The sequence below is a fragment of the Paenibacillus senegalimassiliensis genome, from assembly GCF_001486585.1.
Lineage (GTDB): Bacteria > Bacillota > Bacilli > Paenibacillales > Paenibacillaceae > Fontibacillus > Fontibacillus senegalimassiliensis.
This window is the reverse complement of sequence record NZ_LN909046.1, coordinates 1726889-1748109: the sequence shown is the minus strand read 5'-3', so window position 1 is coordinate 1748109 and position 21221 is coordinate 1726889. Positions and strand designations below refer to the sequence as shown.

The window sequence follows — 21221 nt, the reverse complement described above, 5'->3', positions numbered from 1 at the left end:
TGATGCGCATATCAAATAATCGATTGCCGGTGTTAATCCTCGGATTGGCACCGGCAATCGCTCTATTGCTCGTTGTAGTCTCCGTTCTGTACGGAGCCAAGTCTATTCAGCCCATCGATGTTTGGCATGCCATCGTTCAGTTCGATGAGGGAAATGTCGATCATCAGGTGATCCGCCACTCTCGGCTTCCCCGGGTATTTGGCGCACTGCTCATCGGAGCTTGTCTGGCCCTGTCCGGCGTGGTAATGCAGAGCATTACCCGCAATGACCTGGCTTCTCCTTCGTTGATGGGCGTACTGGACGGCTCGGTATTTGCCGTCACACTGGCCATGATCTTCCTCCCCTCAAGTGGAGGCGGCATGGGACTGATCGGCTTCTCGCTCATCGGCTCGGCCTTGGGGGCGGCTCTCGTATTCGGTCTGCTGCGAATGTTGCCGGGGAGAGGTGACCCGGTGACCCTGGCGATTCTGGGCACGCTGGTCGGGATGTTTCTGAACGGAACGGCGGATGCTTTGGCACTTTACTATCATATTCCTCAGAAAATCAGCTTCTGGTACAACGCACGTCTCTATCAGCTAGACCCGGAGCTTATCAAGTTGTCTCTGCCGTTCGTGCTTGTCGGTGGCCTGCTGGTATTTGGTCTGTCCCGCTCCATTACGCTGCTCTCCCTTGGCGAGGAGCAGGCCGAGGGATTGGGCGTACGCACCAGACTGGTGAAGATACTGGCCATGATTGGCGTTACGTTGCTGTCCGGCATTACGGTAGCCATTGCCGGGAAGATCGCATTCATCGGTCTTGTTATTCCGCATATCGCCCGCAGGCTGGCGGTCCGCAGCACCCGTCTGGTCTTGCCGCTGTCGGCGGTACTGGGCGGTTTGTTCCTGGCCTTCTGCGATATTCTGTCCCGGTTCCTGAATGCCCCATTTGAAACCCCGATTGGTGTGGTGACCGCTCTCTTCGGGGTACCGTTCTTCCTCTATCTAATCAAGAGAAAGGGGGGAAGGCTATGAGTCGGCGCGGGCTTCCTTATTTAGTTGCTTTATTGTTGGCTGCATTGCTGATTTACCTGGGAATGACGAATGGTGAACTCGATGTCAGCGTGCCTGAGGTGCTGAAGACCTTACTTGGAATAAGTCAAAATAGTGATTTTGAATTGGTCGTGTTCCAATTCCGCTTACCTCGTATCGTGCTGGGGGCGATGGTCGGATTCGCTCTTGGGCTGTCGGGGGCAGCCGTTCAGAGCTTGACCCGCAATCCGCTGGCTGATCCCGGCATTTTGGGTATCCATAGCGGGGCCAGTTTGTTCGTCGTGTTGTTCATGTTCTCCTTCCAGGGGATAATTTCGTTAACGGGAAATCTGGCGGTCATGGCCATGCCGTTGTTCGGGATCATCGGAGGGATGCTCTCGATGAGCTTGATTTACCTGCTGGCTCAGAATCGGGGGAGCTTTGATCCACGCAGGCTGATTTTAGTAGGGATTGCTGTGAATTTGGGATTTGGGGCGATGACGATGTACGTTTCGCTCAAGATGAACCCACAGGATTTTGAGAGAGCGGCGATGTGGCTTTCCGGTAATTTGAATACAGCCAATTGGCTGTATATTCAAACCATTTTGCCTTGGCTGCTGGTGTTGGCGCCCTTACTATGGGGGCAATCCCGGCGGCTGGACCTGCTTCGTCTGAATGATGACAGTCTGGTGGGCCTGGGGATGGGGCTGAAGCAGACGCGCAACATCCTGCTTGGGATGAGCGTGGGTCTGACTGCGGCGACGGTAGCGGTCGCGGGAACGATTGGATTTGTGGGGCTGATTGCGCCACATATTGCCTATCGCCTGGTGGGCATCCATAACCGTCTCGCTCTTCCGCTTGCTGGCCTACTGGGTATGGTACTGGTGCTTGCGGGTGATTTTATCGGTCGAACGTTCTTCCTGCCCGCCCAGCTTCCCGTAGGTGTGGTTATTTCCGTGATTGGCGCTCCCTACTTCGTCTATCTGTTGATTCAGGGAAGCAAGCCGGGAAGAGGTAGAGCATGAACTTCAATGAAAAGGAGGAGACACGCGTGAATGTGCAATCTTATATAGAAGAAAGAGAGTGGGAGGGCCGCAAGCTAACCATTTATCTTCCTCCGACCTATGCGATATCGGAGCGATCTTATCCTACGGTGTATGTGCATGACGGAGGCAAGCTGATGGGGGCCTGCTTCCGCTATATGGAGCGGCTCTTCTGTGAAGAGAAGGTCGAAGAGGTAATTGTCATAGGCGTTCATTCCGCTTGCCGCAACGACGAGTATACGCCTTGGCCGACGGATGCAGTGACGGAGGGGCGCCCGGTATTCGGGGGAGCAGGGCGGGCTTATGTGGATGAACTGGCCGATGCAATCAAGCCCTGGATCGATTCGGTCTATCGCACAAAGCCGGAGCCTGCTCATAGCGGGCTTATCGGCGGCTCGCTCGGAGGACTAATCTCTTTATTCGGTGCTTATTTCCGGCCAGATGCCTTTGGTCGGTTCGGTCTCTTATCCGCCTCTCTCTGGTATGAAGGGGCACTGGCGCAGCTTGCGCAGTGGCCTGTTCCGCCGAAGGAACAGACCTTTTATGTCTCCGTGGGGAATCGGGAGGGACAGAGCAAGGTGAACCGTCAGCGCGAGATGATTCCGAATACGCTGGCGTTATGCCGCGAGTGGCGTGCTCGCGGGATACATCCGCAGTCGCTGAAGCTGGAGATTGTGGATGGCGGTACGCATGACTTCATCTTTATGGCCAAGCAATTTCCTGAAGCCTTGGCTTGGTTATTTCCTCACACAGATCGGGATCGATATGCGCAGAGTGGTTTAGGAACGTCCTTCGCGAATGTGCTTCAGCTTCAGGAAGCCATACCTGGCTTGGTACCCACCGAAGGTGCTGCGCGAGTCCCTTATGCTGTGCCAGGCACCGAGCAGATAGATTTGGTGTCAGGCATTACCGGGCTATCCTATCGCATCTTCATCCATGTGCCGTTGAAGCCCGCTCCGCCTGAGGGTTATCCGATATTGTATGCCGTGGATGGCAACGCTTATTTTGGTTCCTTGGCCGAGGCGATGCGGCTGGTTACCCGACATCCCCTAGGATTGCCGCCTGGCGTAATTGTGGGGATCGGTTATCCCTCGGAGGGGCCATTTGTGGCCGAGCGGCGCTTCTACGATCTGACCACGCTCGCCAAGCGGGACGGGCTTCGCCCGGATGGTTCTGCTTGGCCGGTGAATGGGGGAGCGGAGCTGTTTCTTGATTTTATCGAGCAAGAGTTAATGCCTCTGATTGGTCAGCGCTTGCCCATTGATCGCTCGCGGCAGTCGTTGTTTGGCCACTCCCTTGGGGGATATTTCACGCTCCATACCCTGATGACGCGCCCCCACATGTTCCGCTCTTACATCGCAGGCAGCCCGTCACTTTGGTGGGATGACCGCCTGCTGTTCCGCCGACTCCCGGAATGGGAGCAGCGAAAGGATTCTCTGGAACAGGCGCCTGAGCTTATGATTATGGTGGGGACAAAGGACGATAAAATCTATGAATCGGCCCAGGAGTATTACCGGGCGCTGCTTCCTTACCGCGATCAAGCCTTCAGTAGGCTGGTATGGAGCGAATTTGCGGGGGAAGGGCATGTGTCCGTGCTGCATCCGCTGATAAGTCCCATGCTGCGGTTTCTCTTTGCAGAGGCTGGAAAAGAACTGCGCATATAGGTGCATAAAGATAGCGCTTTCGATATAATGAACCCAAGAGTTTGAGTTGGACTCACTTCGACTGTATAGCGTTGTCATTATGAGGCATGGGCAGGTGATACTTGTGGAATGGCTGTATTTAATCATTATTCTGGCTGTAGTATTGGCCCTGGTCTTCACGATCATGATTGGACGCTCTCAGGGCAATAAAGAAGAGAACTCCCGCTATACCCAGCAGACGGGCCGTAACTGGCTAAGTCTTAGCCTGATGTACATTGCTGGCATTTTGGCTGTAGTGCTGTTGCTGATCACTTTCCTGTAGAGGCCTCCCATTTAGCAGGAAATCCTCCAGTTAAATTTGGAAATACAGTTATTTATCATACGTTATAGGGAAATTCTCCCTATAATTTGGCTGAAATCTTTATATAAGAGCCTGAAGTCCGGATTTATAGGGAGCTTTTCCAGTTAAACCTTGAAAATCAGCCATTTTCCTCATATTAGCGGGAGGATTTCCAACTCGTCTCAACTCGTCTAGAATTAGCATTAAGGGACAGTATGCAGGGGACGGGGTGGCAATTGGATAAGTTCCCGAGTTTGCTATCGTAAGCGATGGTTTTGGGCAAATTTACATTTTTGTTGACTCGCTTGCTTATACGTGATATCATAAATTTCGTTGCCGCGTTTCTTGATGATGGTGACAACGAAATACGCGGTCGTGGCGGAATTGGCAGACGCGCACGGTTCAGGTCCGTGTGGGCTAACCCCCGTGGAGGTTCGAGTCCTCTCGACCGCATTCCTTAAGAATGAGCTAGCTCTTGAACTTGTCCTTGTGACCGTTCAGGAGCTTTTGTTTCATTAAATAGCTTTATTGTAGAATTTGTTTAATAGCTCATCCGTGGAATAAATAAAGGTGGGATTCTAGTAATGGAAGCGTTTAGGTGGTTTTCGGATGCTGAATTGAAAGAGGAATACCTTAAAAGTAAGGACCAAATCAACAAGCTCCATAGAGAGTTGAAGAGCATCTCAAATACAGAGGTCGAAAATCTCAGCAAGATAGAGGATAAGCTAGAGGATGAAACAGATTATCTGGCCGAAATTGCAGTTGAAATTGTAAACCGTCTCTATGCAGATGAGCTTGAAAAGGCCTAAATTTAGATACGATAGTATCGTTTCTTATAGTAAGCTCTTGAGTTTCCACTTGTGGAGATTCAAGAGCTTATTTGTATTTCTGCTACAAACGAACGAGAGTGGGTGGACAGAGGGGGAGTCAATAAATCAACTCAATATTCAGCTCTGCCAATCTGCGTATCCAAGGCTCCGAGGGCTTCTGATCCGTAACCAGATAATCCACTCGCTCCAGTTCACTCAGCACGGTAAAGGCCACTTTATCGAACTTGGTATGGTCGGCAAGGAGGATGACTTTGTCGCATTGCTGGAGCATATATTTTTTTAATTCGCATTCAGGCTCGTTGGACTCCGTAATGCCTTTGTCCAGATCGATGCCTTTGCAGCTGATGATCGCCTTATCCACATTGTACCGTTGCAGTGTATGGTGGGCCAGCGGGCCAACGAGGGACAATGAGCGTGGTCTCAAATGACCGCCTGTGGAGACAATGTTCATCTCTGATCCGGAGAAATCGTTCAAAATATGAACGGAATTGGTGATTACGGTCAGGTTATTCTTATTGGTCAACAGCTTCAGCAATTCAAATGAGGTGGAGCTGGGATCGACCATTAAGGTATCGCCTTCATTGACTAAATCCATTGCCTTGATCGCGATATCCTGCTTAATCTCGGTATTCATGATATTGCGAGCGGTAAACGGAAGGTCTTCATTCGTATGCCTGTTCAGCATTGCCCCTCCATAAGTCCGGCTGACAATGCCTTCCTTCTCCAGCTTCTCCAGATCGCGGCGAATCGTCTCCTCGGTGACATCAAACATGCGGCTGAGAACGGATACTAGCACTCTCTTCTCCTGATGGGCCAACTCTATAATTTTCTTTCGTCTTTCGGCAGCTAACATAACTATTCCTTTCTTACACGCGCTTTTAAATAAGTATGGAATAAACATTCTGTGTTTGCAACAAGAACAAAGATTTTTGTTGTTATATTAACTTGAAATAATCATAAAACAAATAAAATCAACAAAAATAATCTTTATTTCGTTGACAACAAAGAATGGCGCGAATAGGATAGAATTATAAAAATAAACCGGGAGAGTATTCTATGACCTATCATATGGCCATTGATATCGGCGCTTCCAGCGGAAGATTGGTGCTGGGAACGCTTCAGGACGGTAACATCAAATTGAGAGAAATCCATCGGTTTGCCAACGGGTTCCATGAGCGGGACGGCTCCTGCTTTTGGGATATCGACTACCTGTTTGGTGAGATCATCACCGGACTTGAGCAGGCAAAAGCGCAGGGAATTGAGCAATGCACGCTGGGAATTGACACCTGGGCTGTGGATTATGTGCTGCTGGATCACTCAGGCCACCGAATTCAGGAGGTCTACGCTTACCGCGACCGCCGGACAGAGCATGCGATGGAGCTTCTAGCCGAAGAGATTTCACCTGCAACGGTGTACGGTAAGACGGGTATTCAGCAGTTGAACTTTAATACGTTATATCAGTTGTTTGTGCATGATCGTGAAGAGCTGTCCCGTACAGATAGCCTCCTGATGGTGCCGGATTATTTATATTATTTGTTAACTGGGAAAAAAGGAAACGAAGCGACGAATGCTTCGACGATGCAGCTATTGAATCTGGATACGCGTAACTATGACACCGAGCTGTTGGAGTTGCTTGGCTTGCGCCAGGAGCAGTTCCCAGGATTGATCGAGCCGGGCGTTGAACTTGGCTCGATTCGACCAGAGCTGATGGAGCAGTACCATCTGCCGGAGTGTCGCGTCATTGTTGTGGCTACACATGATACCGCTTCCGCGGTGCTTGGCACCCCGGCGACCAAGGGGCGTCATGCCGCCTATCTCAGCAGCGGAACCTGGTCGCTGCTGGGGGTTGAGCTGGAGCAGCCGCTGAATCATGCCCAGGCTATGGCTGCGAATTATACCAACGAATGGGGCGCATATGGGACATTCCGTTTCCTGAAGAACATTATGGGACTTTGGCTGATTCAGGAGGTGCGGCGGCTGGAGGGGAACAGGTACAGCTTTGCTGAGTTAGCTGAATTGGCGGCGAGTGCTGAACCTTTTCGCAGCTTGATTCCTTGTAATCACGATAGATTCCTGCACCCGGAGCATATGATTGAGGAAATTCAAAGGGCGTGTGAGCAGTATGGCGAACCTGTCCCGGAGAGCATCGGGCAAGTGGCGCGCTGTATATTTGACAGTCTGGCGTTGTCCTATCGCAGCTATTTGGAGGAACTGGAGCAGTTGACCGGCCAATCGATTGATCTGCTGCAAATCGTTGGCGGGGGAGCGCACAATGAATTGTTGTGTCAGCTTACTGCGAATGTGCTGGAACGGGAAGTTTCGGCGGGACCCACCGAGTCGACCGCGCTGGGGAATTTGGCTGTACAGATGATCAGCAGCGACGTACTGCCGGATATTAAGGAAGCGCGAGAAGTGATTTTGAACTCATTTGATATTAAATACTACAAGCCTGAGCCCGTTCAGGATCTGGGGCGGATTGTTGAGCGCTGGAGCAAGTTGAACAAGACAGCCGAAGCCGGAACCATTAAATAGGAAGATGTGCAACAGAAGAAAGGGGAGGAATAGCATGGATCAAAGCATAATCAACAGCTATAACGAAGCCAAGAAGTTATACGAATCCCACGGTATTGATGTAGATCAGGTCTTGAAGCAATTATCGGAGGTCAAAATCTCTTTGCATTGCTGGCAGGGGGACGATGTGCGAGGCTTTCTGTTCTCTGACAAGGAGCTTAGCGGCGGAATTGCCGTTACAGGCAGCTATCCGGGCCGGGCAAGCACTCCGCAAGAGCTGCGTGAGGATCTGGAGAAGGCGTTATCTCTTATTCCAGGTAAGCATAAGGTTAATCTGCATGCCATCTACGCCGATACGGATGAGCAGGTTGATCTGGATGAGCTAGAGCCACGTCACTTCCAGAAATGGGTGGATTGGGCGAAGGAGCAGGGCTTGGGTCTTGATTTTAATCCTACTTATTTCTCTCACCCGAATGCGGCGGATGGATTCACCTTGAGTCATGCGAACGATGAGATTCGCGACTTCTGGATACGTCATGGCAAGGCATCCCGCAAGATTGCCGAGTATTTCGGCCGGGAGTTGGGTCAGACGTGCTTCACGAACTTCTGGATGCCGGACGGCTACAAGGATACACCGGTGGATCGCTTGGCACCAAGACAACGGCTGGCGGCTTCACTGGATGAGATTTTCAGCGAACCGATTGATGAACAATTTAATATAGATGGCGTGGAGAGCAAGCTGTTTGGCATCGGCTCCGAGAGTTATGTCGTAGGCTCACATGAGTTCTATATGGGATACGGAATTTCGCGGGGTAAGGCGATTACCCTGGATGCAGGGCATTTCCATCCTACTGAAGTCATCAGCAACAAGCTGTCGTCGATCCTGATGTTCAGCAAGCATCTGCTGCTGCATGTCAGCCGTCCCGTTCGTTGGGACAGCGATCACGTTGTGACCATGGACGATGAATTGCTGGAAATCGCACGTGAGCTGGTTCGCGGAGATTTGCTGCCGAAGACAAGCCTGGGCCTTGATTTCTTTGATGGCAGCATTAATCATCTGGCAGCCTGGGTGATTGGAACGCGGAACACTATCAAGGCATTACTGCGGGCGATGTTAGAGCCGATAGAAGAACTCCGCAAGATTGAACTGGCTGGCGACTACACCTCTCGCTTGGCTTTAGTAGAAGAATTTAAATCCTACCCTTTCGGAGCCGTGTGGGATTATTATTGTGCTTCGCAAGGCGTACCTGTGAGGGAGCAATGGCTCCATGAGGTGAAGCAACACGAACGGGAAGTATTGCTCAAGAGATAAACTAGCTATTATCCATTAATTAAGGAGAGAGAAGAAATCATGACAACATCTCTAAGTGAAACATCCGGTTATATCGGAAGCACAGAAGCCCCTTTTATTCAGGAAATGACTGAGATTACTCATCATCTGTGGACCTTGGGTTGGGATGAACTGAACGGTGGCAACATTAGCTATTTGCTGGATGAAGAGGAAGTCGCCAAGTATATGGATATCCGTAGTTCCTTACGATCTCTGGAACTGGCTTTCCCGGTCAAGGAACTGGCTGGCAAATACTTTATCGTGACCGGATCGGGCAAGTATTTCAGAAACGTAATCAAGGACCCGGGAGCCAACCTTGGCGTGGTTCGCGTATCTGCTAACGGAGAGCAAGTGGAGATTCTGTGGGGGCTGCGTAACGACGCAAGACCTACCAGTGAGTTAGCCTCTCATTTTATGAGCCATATTGAGCGTTTGAAGGTAGACCCCAAGCATCGCATCGTGATGCATACCCATGCTACCAATCTTATTGCCATGACCTTTACCCATGAGTTGGATGAACGGAAGTTCACCAAGACGCTGTGGCAGATGTGTACCGAATGTCTTGTGGTCTTCCCGGAAGGGGTAAGCATCCTGCCTTGGATGGTTCCGGGGAGTAATGAGATCGGGCGGGAAACGGCCAGAAAAATGAAGGATTACCGCATTGTCATCTGGCCGCATCACGGCATCTTTGGCACAGGCGCTACCATGGATGAAACCTTCGGCCTGATCGAGACCGTAGAGAAGGCCGCAACCGTCTACAACCTGATCGGGGGAAGAGCCATCAAGCAAGCGATTACCGATTTGGAGCTGGCAGACTTGGCAAAGGCGTTCGGTGTGGTGGCGCGGGATGGGGTATTGGGGTAGGGGCGTACCTCTGACAAGTGAATTTGGGAGACCGAAAAAAGAGAAGCGAACAAGCAGAATCTCGCCTTCAAGATGAACCCATTTGAAATTAAATGGACTGAAGGTGACTGCTACATTCGCTTCTCATATTTAATATATAGTCAGCATTTTACTCAATCTCTGTATATCATCATTTCTCTGGCAATCGCCTGAGCATAATGCATTTTTAAGCATTTTCAATTTCATAGCAGGGATAGTGGTAAACAAGACTGTCCGCATCAATAACGGTTAGCATGTCGGTATTACCATCATAAGGGCATACTCGAAGCTGCATTTGGAACCAACTTCTCCCGATTACTCATAACCTCAATAAGAAGGTTCGCTCCCAACCTGAACCCGTGAAGAAAAGCAGCTTCCACATGCATACTACTTGCGCTATCGCACAGGTCAAAATATTCCTCTAGCTCACGAAATACTTCCTCACCTAATCGTTCACGCCAATGCACCGTCTGCGCTGACACCTGTTGGCTTATAGAACGGTATTCTGGCTGAGACGGAACAATGATCTCGTCAGGGTTAATTTGTCCGCGATACAGAGCTTCTAAAATGGTTTTCATATTCATCCTCCCATTATTATCATCGCATCGCTTGAATGAGATTCCTGCACATGGTAGGATATTTATGCAGTCTGCTTATCCAAGCGGTTGCGGGATAGGAAGTAGCGGTGTTCTTCGTTGGACCCACGCTGCTTCCTTCTTTATTTTTGGAGCTCGTCATACACCTTTTCAATCCCTTTGCGAATAACATCGGAACGGGTCGTTTGGAGCTTTTCGGTGCAAGCATCCAGCTTGCTCAAAATCTCTTGATCGGCACGTACTCGAATTAATTCACTTTTGGGATTATCAGACGGTGGACGCCCCATCTTTTTGGACGACATCGCTTCACCCCGTTTTTCGTGTCCACAATAAGTATATTAATGTAGCAACAAAAAGTCAACGTAAATAACCTGCCGATGAACAGCTTTTTCTCGGCAGGTTATTTATTATAGAGGATTTAACTGCTGACTTGTGTTGTTGCAAGCACTGAATTTGGATGTCCAGATTCGTTTGTTGAGTGTGCCCCTGAGCCCCCTTATCACTTGTAGAAATTTGGTATATTATCTGGATTTTGAAATGGGAATAAGATATCATCAAGCTATAGGTATATGGAACTGTTCGGATACAGCAAATTTTAAATAGACTTATCATCATGATTTCGGTAAACAGTTGCCCATGATTTTATTCCTTTATGAATTTTCAGACAAGACAATTCTAGAAAGAGGGATGTAAATTGAGTGAAGCATTGGAACTAAATAATGATAAGACCTTACCCTACGGAACTAGCTGGGAAAACATTTTAAAATTACTAGAAGCAATTAAAAAGAAGCAAGGTGACGAAAAAGGAATTAAAGCAGTATTCACAGGTGCTAAAATTGATGCTACTAGAAAAACAATGGAAACACTGGGTCTTGTGACTGGCTTTGATTTCAAACAAATGGGCAAGGAACTAGCGTATGAAACTAATGAAGAAAAAAGGAAGGAAATATTCCTTAAAGTAATATTGAGTTACCAACCGTATGAATTGTTTTTATCTAGATTGAATGAAAAAGACTTTTCAGAAGAAACCGATATAGAAGAAGTCAAAAACTTTTGGGGAAAATATGATTTTGGTGTTTCACCAAACAATAGAAATGAAGCAGCAAATGTCTTTGGTAGTTTCATTCAATTATCTGGTCTAGGAGAGTTTATAACAGGTAGACGAGGGAAAGCTACAAGAATTAAGTGGGATTCTGAGGCTAAAAAACTAATTGATGATACTTTAAATTCTTCACCCCTTCCACAAAAGCAGCAAGTTGAAGAAAACCAGTCTGTTTATACACCAGAAGTAGAAATTGAAAAAACATTTCAAGTCTTAGAAAATCAAAATAGAGATTCCATTTTAAGTCATGATTTTCCTGAAATAAGTAAACAAAATGTCCATTCACTTAAGATAGTCCGTAATATAACAATAAATGTAGATATGACAGAATGGAATATAGATAAAATTAATGCATTTTTCAAGGCAGCTTATGGGGAGTTTGATATAGAAAATGACAGTGAAAATATTTAACTTACCCTCACATAATGTATCTATTAGTTTAGTAATGGATGTAGTAACACGATGTATTCATCGTGAGACAAATGTAAATGAGATTATGATTTATACTGGAAAAAGTAACTCTTATGTTAAAAGTGCCATTAATGCGGCTATTCTACTAGGAATGATAGAAACAGTAGCCGAAACTAACTATAAAGTTTCTAATGATTGCGCCAATGTATTAAATACTACACCCTCAGAGGATCTAAAAACTTCTCTTTTTAGAAGCAGATTAGAAAAATGGGAACCATTTATTATATATCTCAAATACTTGAGTAATGGGGATCCAAGTGATGTTGCTACAAGAAAATTATGTTCGCTTTTCTCATTTAATAAAACATCAAAACAAATTGAACAGTTATTAAAATCTTGGGCTAAAGCTGCTGGATTTCTAGACTCATCAGGAAATATTATGAATATTGATTTTACCTATGATGAAACTGATGTTATATATAAATTAAATGAAGAAACTATAAATGAAACAAATGTTAGTCTATTCATGATTAACGTTTTAGGGGAGAATATCTTTAGTTGGCTTTATCACGATGAAATAGCTGAATTCAAAAAAGCAATTCTCATTTTCAGGGCTCACCCAAGAGATGCAATTCAATGCACAGGTAGAGCATTTGAAGATGTGCTACGGAGAATTTCAATTGAATCTGGTGTAGATACCAGTAAACATAATGGTATTACCCAAGTTGCAAACCATCTGTATTCTCAGTTAGACTCTACGGACAAGCCTTGGATACACTCTAAACACAAAAATATAGCATTAGCAATCGGAGATATACGAAACATGGCTGGTCATGGAAAAGAAGCAAAGTCTATGGAGCGTTGGGAATTAAGTGCTACGGCGGCAATTGGTCACTTATTATTGACTCTTTCTACAATAAAAAGTATTTATGAATATATTAATAAGAATAGATATGATTTTTAATATCTTAGTTTTCTTAATACTGCTAACAGGGACATATTAAACCTAATATGTCCCTGTCCCATTAAACTGCTATCTCGTCACCTCGTAAAAAACAAACCACCGGGTTACTACAGCTTGTTCTATTTTTATTGAGTAATAATTTTGAACGTAACATTTTTCACGAAATGGGGATAGAAAAGGAGGACTAAAAAAGCTGATGTCGAACCTTCTACAACGGAAGAAAAACATTTTAATCGACTAGGGCATGTCTGAGAACTCAATCAACTAAGTTTTCAGACATGCCCTAACTGGGAGTATTATACAAAGAGTCGGGAAAATATGTTTGATGGAGGGTTCAGCTTATGGATGAAAAGAAAGTTGGAGCAAGCGATTATCTTGCATTAGGGTTGTATGCTTTTGCAGGATTCGGTCTTGAAGTTGTACTATCAATGCTTTTGCCTTTGATATTCGGTATTGGAAGTTCTGAATATACTCTCATTCATGAATGTATACACTGGGTGCTTACATGCATTTTGTGGGGGAGTATGGCACTATTTTTGATAAGGCTTTCAAAGAAAAAATACTCTTTTGATATTATGAAGTTAAATGAAATGCCAGACTCCAAGGGATGGTTACTTGCGGCTGTGGTTTCTATTATAGCAATTACAGTTACCACTTTTGTATGGGGTGGCTTTAAGCCAGTTCAAGAATACAATGGTATCGTTAAATCCATTTTTCAAAATATTTATTACTTGTTTGAAGCTGCCTTGATTCTGCTAACGATTGCTTTTGGACAAAAATTCGGTGAAACACTCCTAAAAAAAGGTAGTCTACCTTATGGAGGGATTTTTCTTGCGCTCACATGGGGACTCATACACATTTTGCTCCAAGGAACTCAAACAGGTGTTTATGCTTTCTTCATGTCCATTCTATATGGCACTGTATACATATTGTTAAAAAAGAATATTCGATATTCATATATTATGATCGCAATTATATTTATTTTGTAAGCATTACAGCTTAAGCACGAAAGGAATGAGCAAAATGAAGCATCCTTTTCATCTTAAAGCAGTATGGAATGGTGGACGTAACAGCGAAGGGCATATCGATGCAGGCGGGTTGAAAACGGTTATATCGATTCCGCAGGAGATGGGTGGTCCGGGAACCGGGACAAACCCTGACGAAATGCTACTGGGAGCGGCGGCGACCTGTTATCTGATTACTTTGGCAGCGATGCTGGAGCGTGCAGATATTACACCCCTGGAGCTGACACTGGAGTCTGAGGCAACGGTCGATGTAACGAATAATATTTTTACGTATGAACGAATCATTCATAAACCACGGATAGTGCTGAGAGATGAGGCAACCGAGGCTGAATTTGCAAAAGCAGAGCGGCTTGCGCATTTGGCCGAACAGTCCTGTATGATCTCAAGAGCCGTGGCAGGTAATGTATCCATAGAAACGCAGCCTAGTGTTGTAAAGGCAGAGGTTTAAGTGACCTTATTTTGATGCCCCCTCCGATATTCTCTAGGAGTCACACCAGTCAGCCTTTTAAACATTTTCCCGAAGTGGGAAAAGTTATCGAAGCCGGACAGCTCAGACACATGCGTAATGCTGTAGTCGGTTTCGCGGAGCAAGCGCTCGGCTTCTTTGACGCGGGTGAGGTTCACGTATTCGGCAAAGCCAAAGCCTGTGACTTGCTTGAACATGCGGCTGAGGTAGCTTTTGCTGATGTAAAAGCGAAGGGACAGTTCCTCCAGCTCAAGCGGTTCTGCGAAGTGAAGGTTGATATAGCGGACAATCTCTGAAATTTTACGTTGAACGGAAGAGGATTCCTGCCTTGGTAGAGACTCACGCTTCAAGAGGCTGCGCGCTGTATACAGCAATAATTCACCTGCTAGTTGAGTAATGCGTAGGCGATAGCCGGGCTGCTGCTCATTTAGTTCGGTAAGCAGGGTACCCAAGAGACCTTCGATCTGTTGTTGCTCCTGATAGTTCAGTCTGAGCAGGGGGAACTCCAGTAGAAACGGTGATAACAGCAAGTCCCTTTCTTCTGTAGTCAAATCATCGAAATAGGACGGTGAGAAGTAAAGGACAATGCGTTCATGATGGGGCGCCCCCGAGTCGGAGGTCTTGTGAACGGCATGGGAGTCAATAAATACAAGATCGCCTGACTGTACTTGGTAGACATCCTCTTTAATAAAATAGTTGCGTTGTCCGCTAAATAAATAATATAGCTCATACTCCCGGTGGTAATGGTCGGTTGCCATGGAATAATGACCCCTTCTTCGATCGAATTCGAGATAGAGGGGGTCATTTTTATGTCCAAATCGAAGGGTATCGGGAAATGAAGCAAGGTTCATGAGAACACTCCTTAAGGAAACAATGACTTCCTTTATCATATGACAAAAAAAGCGGGTTATCAAAGAAAACCAATTTAAAAAGCGGCGATAACCATTTTTTATTGTGTTAACTTACAAGTGAAGAACTAAACTTTTAAAGGAGCTGTAACATGGACAAGAAAAAATATGTTCTTGTTGGAACCGGAGGTCGGGCGGAATTTTTTTACTCTGCGATCGCCGCGCAATTTAGGGAGACCTCTGAGCTGGTTGCCTTTTGCGATATCAATCAGACACGAATGGATTATGCCAACCGGATGCTTGAAGAGAAGTATAGCTACCCTAAGGTGAGGACTTACCTTTCAGGACAGTTCGAGCAGATGATTGAGTCCGAAAAGCCCGATGCTGTCATCGTCACCAGCGTCGACCGAACGCATCATACCTATATCATCCGGGCGCTGGAGCTGGGCTGTGATGTCATTACGGAGAAGCCGATGACAGTAGACGAAGACAAATGCCAGGATATTCTGAATGCGGTTAAGCGAACGGGCCGCAATGTGCGAGTTGCCTTCAATTACCGATATGCGCCGCATCATACTAAAGCTCGTGAGCTGATTATGGATGGGGTCATTGGCAATGTGCATTCCATCCATTTCGAATGGCTGCTGAATACGATGCATGGGGCAGATTACTTCCGCCGCTGGCATCGGGACAAGCGGAATAGCGGGGGGCTACTCGTTCACAAATCGACGCACCATTTCGATCTGGTCAACTTCTGGATCGGCTCAGAGCCGGATGAAGTATTTGCCTATGGGGACTTGTTATTCTATGGCAGGGAGAATGCCGAGCAACGGGGAGTCACGAGCTTCTACGAGCGTGCAACGGGCCATCCGAATGCCACGGATGATCCGTTTGCCTTACATTTGGATGAGAATCCGCATTTGAAGGCGATGTACCTGGATGCCGAGCATGAGGACGGTTATCAGCGTGACCAAAGTGTATTCGGCGACGGGATCAGTATTGAAGATACTATGGGTGTCATGGTCCGCTATAAGAATAAAGCAATATTAACTTATTCCTTGAATGCCTATATGCCTTGGGAGGGCTACCGCATTGCCTTCAACGGCAGTAAGGGGAGAATGGAGATGACGATTGTGGAACAATCGTATGTCAACTCCGGAGGAGACAAGGCACTGGAAGGAGCGCTCAAGGATAAGCGTATCGTAGTCTATCCGATGTGGAAGCCACCTTATGAAGTAGAGGTTCAAGAGGGAGAGGGGGGCCATGGCGGGGGTGATCCCATTTTACTTCAGGATATGTTTGGTACTCCGGTCGTGGATCGCTTCAACCGAGCGGCTAATCATGTAGATGGAGCAAGATCGATTCTTACCGGCATCGCGGCCAATCGTTCAATTCGTACCGGGCAGGCGGTGAAGGTTGATGATCTGGTCAAGTTTTAAACCATCCCCCAATAAATAATAGAAGATAATACATTCACTACCGTCTGCGACATTCGTTTCAGACGGTTTTTTGTGTAAAAAAATGGTTGATAAAGCACGCTGAGCCAAATATATTTAAATTAACTTGAAATATTTTATATAAACTTAAATGAAAGGGAAATTGAACAGGTAAAGAGGGGGTTGAGCAATGAAACGAGTTCCGATGCTGCTTCAACTGGCGCTGATTCTGTTCTGCGTCATGGCCATTCCGTTGTCCATCTTGACGTGGTACAGCGGAGCGCAGATCCTGCGAAATTCCGAGCTAGAGATTGCAGAATCAGCACTCGCCGGGCTGAATGCGAACCGAAACTTGAATGAGAATGCGCTGAACAATCTGGCACAGGATGCCGTAAGGCTGTCTTCGACCCATATTTATGACGGTATCCGCAATTTCAAGACCTATGCCGAGCTTGGAGAGAGTTACGGCAATATGAGCAGCGCCCTTACGGTGCTGAACGAATTGGTGAATTTGAACCACAGAGTCGATGGCGTGTACTCCAGCTATTTTTATCTGGAGGGTGCCAACTACGTAATTTCCACGGATAAGGGAATTACGACGCTGGACAGATATGAGCCCATCGATTGGACCGAGCAGGCGCTGACCGGACGGATAGGGATCGGAGGGATCTGGCATCCTCGGGAATTAAGCTCGGGGACGAATGTCGTTTCCTATGTGCTGCCACTAAATCGCTTATCGACGACGACACGGGGAATGGTTGTCATCAATCTGCGCGAAAGTCAGGTGGAAAGTTACTTGCGATCGTCAGAGCCTGGGGAGCACGGGTTTATGCTCATGAAGCGAGATGGTCTGATTATTTCTCATGATGATAAAGGCCTGCTGCTTACCAATGGAAGAGAGTTGCCGTTTGTCGAGAACCTATTGGATCAGGGAATCAAGCAAGGGTATGCCTTTCATGAGCTGGAGGGCACGCGGTTGTTGTACACCTGGTCCTACTCGGAGCGGTACCGCTGGTGGAATGTAAGTATCCTGTCGATGGACGAGTTGATGACTCAGACGCGCCATATGCAGCGCAGCATTTTTCTGCTGACGGTGGCTATCTTCTTTGCCGGGACTTTGCTGTCTGTTTTCCTTGCCACATGGTTGTCCAAGCCAGTGCGCAAGCTGGTTCGCAGTGTGCGGGCGCGTAGTAACCTGGGGATATCGGGGCGCAATGAGCTTGCTTTCCTTGATGTGGCTTTTCGGCGAATGCAGGAGGAGGAGGAAGAACTTCATCTGCTGCTGCGCCAGCGTGAACGAGATACGCGGAGTCTGGCTATTCATAATCTGCTGAAAGGCGAGGTAACGGAGCAGGCTGTGAGCATGTTCCCTGAGCCCCATTGCCTGGTTGCCATCGTCTCGATTGATCGATACCGACATTACGTGCGCCAGGCCAATGCGGAGACCCGCAGCTATCATCGCTATCTGTTCAATACTCAATGCGAAGACTTGTTCCCGGCGACTACTCATGTCTACAGCGTTTATCAGGGCGAGGGTTATTTTGCAATGGTGATGAATTATGGTGAGGAAGAGGCAGGAGGCCATGATGGCACAGGCATTCACGATGCGCTTGTAAGGGTCAGAACTGTGGCGAAGGACATTTTCGGTCATACGGTAACGATTGGGGTGAGCGGTCCGTCTGCCTTGAACGGAAATATTGCTGACCGGGCGGCTGAGGCGAGGGAACTGATCAAGTACAGAATGATTGAAGGGGGACGGGGCATTATTTTCTGGAAAGAAACCGCGGACAACAACAGCAGGAAATATGTCTACCCATCGCGCAGTGAAAGGAAAATTCTCAATTATCTCGACACGGGTAACTTGAACAGTATTCAACAAGAGCTGGCTGTGATTCGGCAGGAAATTGTTACGGCTAATTATATTTCTTACGATAATATTATGTTCATCTATAACCAACTGCTCAGCGTCACCATCAAGCATCTCAGAGAAAATAACATCAGCACGGAACGAATATTTGCGGGGCGGGGTAACATTTATTCGGCTATCGCCTCCTTGGATACGCTTGAGGAGCTTGAGGAATATATGCGCGGCTTCTTTGACGAGATCATTCAATATCTCACAAGAAATCAAGGAGAAGCGGGGCATGGGGAGCGCATTGTCCGCTATTTGGAGCAGCATTATTGCGAAGAAATTGTGTTTGAACATATGGCGAAGGAAATCGGCATCAGTTATTCCTACATGCGTAGAATCGTGTATGAATTCACCGGGAAGAGCTTGCTTGATTATCTTAACCAGCTACGGATAGAGAAGGCGAAGCAACTGTTGCTGGAAACTTCGCTCACCATTACTCAAATCGCTGCTGAAGTGGGGTACTACAATGTCCAGAGCTTCAACCGGTTTTTTCGTAAATATGAGGGCATGGCGCCAAGCAGCTACAAGTCGGCCAAGACACACACCTCGCAACCAGGCTGAAGGAGCTGCTCCGGGTCGTCTATTTTGCTTATGAGCATCATTATTGATTATTTTCCCCGGTAACATTCCCACCACTGCAAGCGGCAATCAAAAATGACAAATAGAATCAAAACTCATGATTTACCGGTGCCAGGGCGGAGCGTAAGATGAGACAGAGCTTCCCTCACGGTTCTCCACGAGATTTCGGATAGGGAAGGAATGATCAAGCGTAGGAGGTGAGATTCTGAAAATTGAAAGCGCTTCAAAAGTTAGAGGTTCTCTAGGCCCCAAGGAGCCATTAGGGAAGAGCATCGCTTTTTATCTTCGGCGAGACCTTCAACTGTACCTGATGCTGCTGATTCCGATCGCTTTTGTGCTTGTGTTCAAATACGCTCCGATGTCCGGCCTTGTATTAGCGTTTAAGGATTACAAAATTGCTCATGGCGTCTGGGGGAGTGAATGGGTCGGCTTGGAGGTATTCAGAGAGCTGTTCGCCAAGCATGATTTCGGCCGTGCTGTCCGCAATACCTTGCTGCTGAACTGCCTTGATCTGGTCTTCAGCTTCACGATGCCCATTGTCCTGGCGCTATTGCTCAATGAGGTAAGAAACCTCCGCTTCAAGCGGATCAACCAGACCCTGCTTTATTTGCCGCATTTCTTGTCCTGGATAATCATCGGTGCCATCGCCTATCAACTGCTGAGCGAAGGTAGCGGTGTGGTCAACAATGTGATTGCCATGATGGGCGGCAACCGGGTTCCGTTCCTGCAAGAAGATTTCAACTGGCTGATCAGTTATCTGGCTATCGGGGTTTGGCAGAGTATGGGCTGGGGAACGATCATTTATCTGGCGGCGATCAGCGGAATTAATCCGGAGCTATACGAGGCGGCAACGGTTGACGGGGCAGGCCGCTGGCGGAAGGTATGGAATGTGTCCCTGCCGTCCATTCGCACGACGATTGTGACTTTGTTGATTATGAACCTGGGACGGGTGATGGAAGGCTCATTCGAACGGATTTATGCCCTGCAAAATAAAGCCACCACCGAGTTTACAACGACGATTCCGGTGCTGGTCTACCGCTGGGGGATCGAGGGTGGGAACTTTAGCCGGGCGACGGCACTCGGATTGTTCCAATCCCTGATTGGCATCATGCTGGTGCTGATGGCGGATCGTATCGCCAAGAAGCTAGGAGAAGACGGACTACTATAAATTGAAAATTCAAAAAGTCGGGTTTACAGGACCAAGAAGGTTGGATGAAGCTAGGGACTGAGTAGCGGAGCGTAGACAGATCTACGTGAGCAACGGAAGGCCCGGCTGAATTCAAGATTCGACGCCCGAATTTACTTCTCGAACAACTACGTCCTGGGAAGATGACTTTTTGAACAACCTATCAAAGAAAGGAGGCGGGTTCTTGAAGTCTTCGGGCAACGTAATTACCATGCATCGCAAGAGACGTTTTGACACTTGGGATGTGCTGATTCATCTATCGCTGATCATCGCCTCGCTGGTTTGCTTGCTGCCATTTCTCCATGTTGCGGCCAAATCGCTTAGCTCGGATGCCTTTGTCATTGCGAACAAGGTATTTCTCCTGCCGCGTGGCTTCACCTTTGAAGCCTATGGCAAGATTTTCGCGGATGCCAGCATTCTGCGTTCTCTTTATGTCTCGGTGATTGTGACGGTTGTATTTACCCTTCTCGGTATGATTATTACAATCTGTGCAGCCTACCCCTTGTCACGTAAGCAGCTTAAGGGCCGTACGGCATTGACCATGATCTTCATGATTACTTTGTATTTCAGTGGCGGGATTATTCCCGAATATATGCTGATGAATCAGCTTGGCATGCTGGATACCTTGTGGGCGCTTATTCTGCCGCAGGCGTTCAGTGCGTTCAATTTCCTGATCATGAAGACTGCTATTTCAAGCAGCATCCCCGTAAGCCTGGAGGAGTCAGCAAGAATAGATGGTGCGGGACATTTTCGCATTTTGTGGAGTATCGTCCTGCCGCTCTCCAAGCCGATTATCGCCACGTTGTCGCTGTTCTATGCCGTTGGCCGCTGGAACGCGTATCAGGATGCTTTGTTCTACATCAAGCAAGCGGTGGAACTTCGGCCCTTGCAGCTCAAATTGTACTACCTGGTCATTCAAGCCAGCGAAAGCTTCCAGTTGGAGGCAACACAGGTTCAACTCAGCAACCCTGAGGTTCTAAAGGCATCATGTGTTGTATTTGCGACACTTCCGATCCTTTGCATTTATCCGTTTATCCAGAAGTATTTCGTGCAAGGCGTCTTGCTGGGAGCAGTGAAAGAATAGCTGAAGCCAAATCATTCGGAAAAAAT

20 protein-coding genes and 1 tRNA gene are annotated in these 21221 nt (G+C 47.4%); 17 read left to right on the top strand and 4 right to left on the bottom strand.

What is annotated here, in order from left to right:
- Nucleotides 1–2 precede the first annotated feature (2 nt).
- The 6 genes from BN3279_RS22205 (at nt 3) to BN3279_RS22180 (ending at nt 4842) form a co-directional block, all read left to right on the top strand.
- Nucleotides 3–1010, top strand: coding sequence for a FecCD family ABC transporter permease (locus BN3279_RS22205; protein WP_059054067.1), 1008 nt, complete (start codon nt 3–5; stop codon nt 1008–1010).
- Complete coding sequence (locus tag BN3279_RS22200) at nt 1007–2032, top strand: FecCD family ABC transporter permease (RefSeq protein ID WP_059054065.1); 1026 nt, start codon at nt 1007–1009, stop codon at nt 2030–2032. The genes BN3279_RS22205 and BN3279_RS22200 overlap by 4 nt, the downstream gene beginning before the upstream one ends.
- A 26-nt stretch (nt 2033–2058) precedes the next feature.
- Nucleotides 2059–3714 carry an alpha/beta hydrolase gene (locus BN3279_RS22195; RefSeq protein WP_232436910.1) on the top strand — a complete coding sequence of 552 codons (1656 nt, stop codon included), beginning with the start codon at nt 2059–2061 and terminating at the stop codon, nt 3712–3714.
- 46 nt (nt 3715–3760) lie between these two features.
- Nucleotides 3761–4015, top strand: coding sequence for a hypothetical protein (locus BN3279_RS22190; RefSeq protein ID WP_222860897.1), 255 nt, complete (start codon nt 3761–3763; stop codon nt 4013–4015).
- A gap of 387 nt (nt 4016–4402) precedes the next feature.
- Nucleotides 4403–4486: transfer RNA gene (locus BN3279_RS22185), tRNA-Leu, on the top strand.
- 131 nt (nt 4487–4617) lie between these two features.
- Nucleotides 4618–4842: a hypothetical protein gene (locus tag BN3279_RS22180; protein ID WP_059054060.1), complete on the top strand. Its 225-nt coding sequence runs from the start codon at nt 4618–4620 to the stop codon at nt 4840–4842.
- A gap of 118 nt (nt 4843–4960) precedes the next feature.
- On the opposite strand, the gene BN3279_RS22175 is transcribed toward BN3279_RS22180, so the two are convergent.
- Nucleotides 4961–5716: a DeoR/GlpR family DNA-binding transcription regulator gene (locus tag BN3279_RS22175; RefSeq protein ID WP_059054059.1), complete on the bottom strand. Its 756-nt coding sequence runs from the start codon at nt 5714–5716 to the stop codon at nt 4961–4963.
- A 203-nt stretch (nt 5717–5919) separates the two neighbouring features.
- On the opposite strand from BN3279_RS22175, the gene rhaB reads away from it, so the two are divergent.
- Genes rhaB through rhaD form a run of 3 tightly spaced genes read left to right on the top strand, consistent with a single transcriptional unit; the run spans nt 5920 to nt 9568 of the window.
- The gene (rhaB, locus tag BN3279_RS22170; RefSeq protein ID WP_059054058.1) at nt 5920–7395 is read left to right on the top strand and encodes a rhamnulokinase; all 1476 of its coding nucleotides are present in this window, start codon (nt 5920–5922) and stop codon (nt 7393–7395) included.
- Between the two features lie 34 nt (nt 7396–7429).
- On the top strand, nt 7430–8686 hold the full coding sequence (gene rhaA, locus BN3279_RS22165; RefSeq protein WP_059054054.1) for an L-rhamnose isomerase: 1257 nt from the start codon (nt 7430–7432) through the stop codon (nt 8684–8686).
- A 39-nt stretch (nt 8687–8725) separates the two neighbouring features.
- Entirely contained in the window at nt 8726–9568 is an 843-nt protein-coding gene (gene rhaD, locus BN3279_RS22160) for a rhamnulose-1-phosphate aldolase (protein WP_059054053.1), read from the top strand.
- Nucleotides 9569–9855: 287 nt separating this feature from the next.
- Here the strand turns inward: rhaD and BN3279_RS22155 are convergent, their stop codons facing one another.
- On the bottom strand, nt 9856–10164 hold the full coding sequence (locus BN3279_RS22155) for a DUF6809 family protein (protein ID WP_059054052.1): 309 nt from the start codon (nt 10162–10164) through the stop codon (nt 9856–9858).
- 140 nt (nt 10165–10304) lie between these two features.
- Entirely contained in the window at nt 10305–10484 is a 180-nt protein-coding gene (locus BN3279_RS22150; RefSeq protein ID WP_059054051.1) for a hypothetical protein, read from the bottom strand.
- 392 nt (nt 10485–10876) lie between these two features.
- Between BN3279_RS22150 and BN3279_RS22145 the strand changes: the two genes are divergently transcribed.
- From BN3279_RS22145 to BN3279_RS22130, 4 genes are all read left to right on the top strand, one after another.
- Nucleotides 10877–11695: a hypothetical protein gene (locus tag BN3279_RS22145; protein WP_059054049.1), complete on the top strand. Its 819-nt coding sequence runs from the start codon at nt 10877–10879 to the stop codon at nt 11693–11695.
- Nucleotides 11682–12659: a hypothetical protein gene (locus BN3279_RS22140; protein ID WP_187377831.1), complete on the top strand. Its 978-nt coding sequence runs from the start codon at nt 11682–11684 to the stop codon at nt 12657–12659. The genes BN3279_RS22145 and BN3279_RS22140 overlap by 14 nt, the downstream gene beginning before the upstream one ends.
- 341 nt (nt 12660–13000) lie before the next feature.
- The gene (locus BN3279_RS22135) at nt 13001–13648 is read left to right on the top strand and encodes a hypothetical protein (RefSeq protein WP_059054047.1); all 648 of its coding nucleotides are present in this window, start codon (nt 13001–13003) and stop codon (nt 13646–13648) included.
- A 34-nt stretch (nt 13649–13682) separates the two neighbouring features.
- Nucleotides 13683–14132 (top strand): OsmC family protein, encoded by a 450-nt coding sequence (locus BN3279_RS22130; RefSeq protein WP_059054046.1) that lies wholly within the window; start codon nt 13683–13685, stop codon nt 14130–14132.
- Here BN3279_RS22130 and BN3279_RS22125 read toward each other — a convergent pair.
- Nucleotides 14129–14908: a helix-turn-helix transcriptional regulator gene (locus BN3279_RS22125; RefSeq protein WP_232436909.1), complete on the bottom strand. Its 780-nt coding sequence runs from the start codon at nt 14906–14908 to the stop codon at nt 14129–14131. The genes BN3279_RS22130 and BN3279_RS22125 overlap by 4 nt on opposite strands.
- A gap of 242 nt (nt 14909–15150) precedes the next feature.
- Here BN3279_RS22125 and BN3279_RS22120 point away from each other — a divergent pair, with 242 nt between their 5' ends.
- The 4 genes from BN3279_RS22120 (at nt 15151) to BN3279_RS22105 (ending at nt 21195) form a co-directional block, all read left to right on the top strand.
- On the top strand, nt 15151–16437 hold the full coding sequence (locus tag BN3279_RS22120) for a Gfo/Idh/MocA family protein (RefSeq protein ID WP_059054042.1): 1287 nt from the start codon (nt 15151–15153) through the stop codon (nt 16435–16437).
- A gap of 187 nt (nt 16438–16624) precedes the next feature.
- On the top strand, nt 16625–18907 hold the full coding sequence (locus BN3279_RS22115; RefSeq protein ID WP_059054040.1) for an AraC family transcriptional regulator: 2283 nt from the start codon (nt 16625–16627) through the stop codon (nt 18905–18907).
- Between the two features lie 328 nt (nt 18908–19235).
- A complete protein-coding gene (locus tag BN3279_RS22110) occupies nt 19236–20093 on the top strand; it encodes an ABC transporter permease (protein WP_187377830.1) in 858 nt (285 codons plus the stop codon).
- Nucleotides 20094–20322: 229 nt separating this feature from the next.
- Nucleotides 20323–21195 (top strand): carbohydrate ABC transporter permease, encoded by an 873-nt coding sequence (locus tag BN3279_RS22105; protein ID WP_392396887.1) that lies wholly within the window; start codon nt 20323–20325, stop codon nt 21193–21195.
- The last annotated feature ends 26 nt before the right edge of the window (nt 21196–21221 follow it).

Excerpts from the sequence above, each read along its gene's own strand:
- rhaA (WP_059054054.1), top strand. The coding sequence starts at position 7,430 with ATGGATCAAAGCATAATCAACAGCTATAACGAAGCCAAGAAGTTATAC.
- BN3279_RS22180 (WP_059054060.1), top strand. The coding sequence starts at position 4,618 with ATGGAAGCGTTTAGGTGGTTTTCGGATGCTGAATTGAAAGAGGAATAC.
- rhaB (WP_059054058.1), top strand. The coding sequence starts at position 5,920 with ATGACCTATCATATGGCCATTGATATCGGCGCTTCCAGCGGAAGATTG.
- BN3279_RS22115 (WP_059054040.1), top strand. The coding sequence starts at position 16,625 with ATGAAACGAGTTCCGATGCTGCTTCAACTGGCGCTGATTCTGTTCTGC.
- BN3279_RS22125 (WP_232436909.1), bottom strand. The coding sequence starts at position 14,908 with ATGGCAACCGACCATTACCACCGGGAGTATGAGCTATATTATTTATTT.
- BN3279_RS22205 (WP_059054067.1), top strand. The coding sequence starts at position 3 with ATGCGCATATCAAATAATCGATTGCCGGTGTTAATCCTCGGATTGGCA.
- BN3279_RS22155 (WP_059054052.1), bottom strand. The coding sequence starts at position 10,164 with ATGAAAACCATTTTAGAAGCTCTGTATCGCGGACAAATTAACCCTGAC.
- BN3279_RS22175 (WP_059054059.1), bottom strand. The coding sequence starts at position 5,716 with ATGTTAGCTGCCGAAAGACGAAAGAAAATTATAGAGTTGGCCCATCAG.
- BN3279_RS22150 (WP_059054051.1), bottom strand. The coding sequence starts at position 10,484 with ATGTCGTCCAAAAAGATGGGGCGTCCACCGTCTGATAATCCCAAAAGT.
- BN3279_RS22120 (WP_059054042.1), top strand. The coding sequence starts at position 15,151 with ATGGACAAGAAAAAATATGTTCTTGTTGGAACCGGAGGTCGGGCGGAA.
- rhaD (WP_059054053.1), top strand. The coding sequence starts at position 8,726 with ATGACAACATCTCTAAGTGAAACATCCGGTTATATCGGAAGCACAGAA.
- BN3279_RS22130 (WP_059054046.1), top strand. The coding sequence starts at position 13,683 with ATGAAGCATCCTTTTCATCTTAAAGCAGTATGGAATGGTGGACGTAAC.
- BN3279_RS22200 (WP_059054065.1), top strand. The coding sequence starts at position 1,007 with ATGAGTCGGCGCGGGCTTCCTTATTTAGTTGCTTTATTGTTGGCTGCA.
- BN3279_RS22135 (WP_059054047.1), top strand. The coding sequence starts at position 13,001 with ATGGATGAAAAGAAAGTTGGAGCAAGCGATTATCTTGCATTAGGGTTG.
- BN3279_RS22110 (WP_187377830.1), top strand. The coding sequence starts at position 19,236 with ATGCTGCTGATTCCGATCGCTTTTGTGCTTGTGTTCAAATACGCTCCG.
- BN3279_RS22105 (WP_392396887.1), top strand. The coding sequence starts at position 20,323 with ATGCATCGCAAGAGACGTTTTGACACTTGGGATGTGCTGATTCATCTA.